We start from the raw sequence: 4412 nt of genomic DNA on the forward strand, positions 1-4412 counted from the left end.
ACCGTCCCGCGCCGGTCCCCCGACCGGCCGCGGAAGTCGAGGAAACGCACCGGATTCCGGTGCGCAGTGCGGAAGGGAGAGCACGATGAGCACGAACCCGTTCGAAGACCCGGAGGGCACCTACCTGGTGCTGGTCAACGACGAGGGGCAGCACTCGCTGTGGCCGGCGTTCGCGGAGGTCCCGGCGGGCTGGGAGGTCGTCCTGCGCGACGCCGACCGGCAGGCGGCGCTGGACTACGTCAACGAGCACTGGACCGACATGCGCCCGCGGAGCCTGGTGCGCGCGATGGAAGGCGACGCGGCCGCCGGGTGAGGTGGCGCGGTGGGTGCACCGCACCCGCTGCTGGAGCGGATCGAGATGGAGCGGAAGGGAACCAACCGGATGGGGCAGCTTCGAGGACGTCGGCGCGCCGGGCGCGCGCTCGCGGGTGTGCTGGTGCTGGTGCTGACGGCGTTCCTCGGAGCGTCCCAGGCCGCGGCCACCGGGACCGAGCGGGCCACGATCCGCTACACCGAGTACGGCATCCCGCACGTCGTCGCCGACGACTACGCCGGGCTGGGCTACGGGTACGCCTACGCGGCCGCCCGCGACAACATCTGCCTGATCGCGGAGGCCTACGTGACGGTCGACGCCGAGCGCTCCCGCTACTTCGGCCCCGACGCACCGGGGAACCCGGCGCTGGGCAGGGCGAGCACCAGCGCGAACAGCGACGCGTACTACCAGTACCGCAAGGACACCGGTGCGGTGGAGCGGCTGGTGGGGCAGGCGCCGCCCATCGGGCCCGAGCCGGAGGTCGCCGAGTTCGTGCGCGGCTACGTCGCCGGGTACAACCGGTTCCTGCGCGACACCGGCCGGGACGGCATCACCGACCCGGCCTGCCGGGGGGCCGAGTGGGTCCGGCCGATCGACGAGCTGGACGTCTACCGGCACGTGAACGCGGTGGCCACCGCGATGGGCAGCGGGGTGGCCATCGACGGCATCAGCACCGCCCGGCCCGCACCGGCCGGGGTGCTGCCCGAGGTGCCCACCCACCTCGACCTGTTCCCCGCGGAGAAGTCGATGGGCAGCAACGCGATCGCGGTCGGGGCGGACGGGACCCGGGGCGGTGGCGGCGTGCTGCTCGGCAACCCGCACTTCTACTGGCAGGGCGCCCTGCGGTTCTGGCAGTCGCAGCTGACCATCCCCGGCGAGGTCAACGTCTCCGGCGCCAGCCTGCTCGGGTTCCCGGGCATCCAGATCGGGCACAACCAGGATGTGGCGTGGAGCCACACGGTGTCCACGGCGGCGACCTTCGGGTTGTTCGAACTGCCGCTGGCACCGGGCAGTCCGACCACCTACCTGGTCGACGGGCGGGCCCGCGAGATGACCCCGGTGCCGGTCTCCTTCGACGTCCGCCGCCCCGACGGCACGATCGGCCGGGAGCAGCGGACCATCTGGACGACGCCGCAAGGCCCGGTCGTCACGCAGCTGGGCAACGTGCCGCTGCCGTGGGCGAGCAGCGCGCACGTGCTGCGGGACGCGAACGCGACGAACCTGCGCGCCCTCAACACCTGGTTCGACCTGGCCCGCGCGGGCAGCACCGAGGACGTCAGCCGGGCCCTCGCAGCGACCCAGGGCATGCCCTGGGTCAACACCATCGCCACCGACCGCGCCGGCAACGCGCTGTACTCCGACGTCCAGGCGGTCCCGCACGTCACCGACGAGCTGGCGGCCGACTGCAGCACCCCGCTGGGCTCGCAGGTCTTCCCCAGCAGCGGCATCCCGGTGCTCGACGGCGGCCGGAGCGAGTGCGAGTGGGGCAGCGATCCGGCGGCGGTCGAACCCGGGCTGCTCGGCCCGGCGCAGCTGCCCGAGCTGACCAGGCGCGACTACGTGCTCAACGCAAACGACAGCCCCTGGCTGACCAACCCGGAGGCACCCCTTGCGGACTACCCCCGCGTGGTGGGTGACGTCGCGACCGAGCGGTCCGCCCGGACCAGGGAAGCGATCCGGACCGTCGAGCGCCGGTTGTCCGGAACCGACGGCCTGCCGGAGCGCGGGTTCAGCGCCGAGGACATGAAGCAGGTGCTGTTCGCCGACCACAGCCGGGTCGCCGAGCTGGCCGCGGCGGACACCGCGCGGATGTGCGCGGCGTTCCCCGGTGGCCGGGCGCCGTCGAGCTCCGGGCCGGTCGACGTGTCGGCCGCGTGCCCGGCCCTGGCCGACTGGGGGCACGACTTCCGGCTGGACAGCCGGGGTTCGCTGCTGTTCGAGCGGTTCGTCGCGCAGCTGGCCGAGGTGCCCACCGGGCCGTGGCGGACGCCGTTCGACCCCGTCGATCCGGTCAACACGCCGAACACGCTGGCCGTCGAGAACCCGGCCGTGCAAACGGCTTTCGGCGATGCCGCCGCCGAGCTGCAGACCGCTGGGATCCCGCTCGACGCCCCGCTCGGCGAGTACCAGCACGTGACGCGCAACGGCGAGCAGATCCCGGTGCACGGCGCGCCGCACCAGACCGGGGTCCTCAACGTGCTGACCCCGCACTGGGATCCGGCCGCGGGCAACACCGAGGTCACGCACGGCTCCAGCTTCCTGCAGGTCGTGCAGTTCGACGGCGGGGAGTCCCCCCGTGCGTCGACGCTGCTGACCTACTCGCAGTCGGCCGATCCCACCTCACCGCACTACGCCGACCAGACCCGGTTGTTCTCGGCCGGGCAGTGGGTCCCGGCCCGGTTCGGCGAGCGCGAGATCGCCGCATCACCGGCGCTGCGGGTGGAAGTCATCTCCGAGCGGTGAGAGCGGGAGGACGTCGTGCCGATCGAGACGATCAACGGGATCAGGCTGAGCTACACCGACACCGGGTCCGGCGAACCCGTGGTGCTCATCATGGGAACCGGAAGCGGCGGCCGGGTGTGGCACCTGCACCAGGTGCCGGCGCTGACCGCCGCCGGGTACCGGGCGATCACCTTCGACAACCGGGGAATCCCGCCCAGCGAGGTGTGCCCGGAGGGGTTCACCGTGGACGACATGGTGGCCGACGTGGTGGGGCTGGTGGAGCGGCTCGAACTCGGCCCGGTCCGGGTCGTGGGCACCTCGATGGGGGCCCACGTGGCGCAGGAGCTCGCGCTGGCCCGCCCGGACCTGGTGCGGCAGGCGGTGTTGATGGCCAGCCGCGGGCGCAGCGATGCGCTGCAGATCGCCCGCGCCGAGGCGGAGAAGGCCCTGCACGACTCGGGCGTGGTGCTGCCCGCCCGCTACGCCGCCGTGGTGCAGGCCATGCAGGTGCTGTCCCCGGCCACCACGGAGCACGACCAGCGCACCCGGGACTGGCTGGACCTGCTGGAGTTCTCCACTTCGGACAGCGGCCCGGGCTACCGGGCCCAGCTGGCGCTGGAACCGATGCCGGACCGGCTGGTCGCCTACCGCGGGATCCGAGTGCCCTGCCACGTGATCTCCTTCGCCGACGACCTGCTCACCCCGCCGCGCAGCGGGCGGGAGCTCGCCGCGTCGATCCCCGGCGCGCAGTTCGAGGTGATCGAGAACTGCGGGCACTACGGGTACTTGGAGGAACCGGAGCTGGTCAACAAGAGCATCCTCGGATTCTTCGCTGCTGCGTAGCGGTTTCCGGTGGGTTTTCGGTGCCGCTTAACGTTGGCGACGACGGCCCCGCGGCGGTGTTAGTCTGCGGCGCGGGGGAAACCGGTCACACCCGGGTGGATGGTTCGCGCACCGTCCACCGAGGACGAGAAGTCGGCGCACGACCGCCCCGGATGAGGCGGATTCTGTCGGTCCCGCTGTTTCGGGAGGTTCACCAGTGGCCAGATACCTGCTCGTTCCGCTGCCGCTGCACGGTCACGTGCACCCGATGGTGGCGCTGGCCGCGGAACTGGTGGAGCACGGGGAAGAGGTCGTGGTCGCGATCAACCCGTCGTTCGCCGGACCTTTCCGCGACGTGGGGTGCGAGGTGGCCGAGTTCGACATCATGGAACGCGGTCCTGTCCCGGAGAACCCCACGGTGGCGCACAAGCTCGGCGGTTTCGGCCGGATCTGGGACATCGTGCGCGAGCGGTTCCGGGTGACCGGGGAACTGCGCGCGGCCTGGCCGCGGTTGCGGCCGGACGTGGTGGTCACCGACATCATGTCGATCTGGGGCATCAAGGCCGCGGAAGCGGCCGGGGTCCCGTTCGTGTCGTTCTACGTCACCTACGCGCTCAGCGAGCGGATCCTGCTGGAGGACGTCAACCGCAAGTTCGGACCGCGGGTGATGGAGCTCGCGCGCCGCTCGGGCATCGCCCGCATCCAACCCGGCCTGCGCCGGCGGGTGACGCGCAACGCCGCGCTGGCGTTGGTGAACGTGTTGCCGGAGTTGCAGCCGATGCGGTGGTCGTTCGACGGGCGGTTCCGGTTCGTGGGGCCGTTGCGGCGGGATTCG

At 72.1% G+C, this 4412-nt stretch carries 4 protein-coding genes; all 4 read left to right on the plus strand.

Annotation, left to right across the window (positions count from 1 at the left end; translation table 11 throughout):
- Window positions 1–85: 85 nt before the first annotated feature.
- A complete protein-coding gene (locus ABT324_RS25510; protein ID WP_150068737.1) occupies window positions 86–313 on the plus strand; it encodes an MbtH family protein in 228 nt (75 codons plus the stop codon).
- Between the two features lie 9 nt (window positions 314–322).
- A complete protein-coding gene (locus ABT324_RS25515; protein WP_351182599.1) occupies window positions 323–2776 on the plus strand; it encodes a penicillin acylase family protein in 2454 nt (817 codons plus the stop codon).
- A 15-nt stretch (window positions 2777–2791) separates the two neighbouring features.
- Window positions 2792–3598: an alpha/beta fold hydrolase gene (locus ABT324_RS25520; protein ID WP_350942442.1), complete on the plus strand. Its 807-nt coding sequence runs from the start codon at window positions 2792–2794 to the stop codon at window positions 3596–3598.
- 196 nt (window positions 3599–3794) lie between these two features.
- A partial coding sequence (locus ABT324_RS25525; RefSeq protein ID WP_502949793.1) for a glycosyltransferase occupies window positions 3795–4412 on the plus strand: 618 nt, incomplete at its 3' end.

It is taken from the genome of Saccharopolyspora sp. NPDC000359, from assembly GCF_040300525.1.
In the GTDB taxonomy this organism is placed as follows: Bacteria; Actinomycetota; Actinomycetes; order Mycobacteriales; family Pseudonocardiaceae; genus Saccharopolyspora.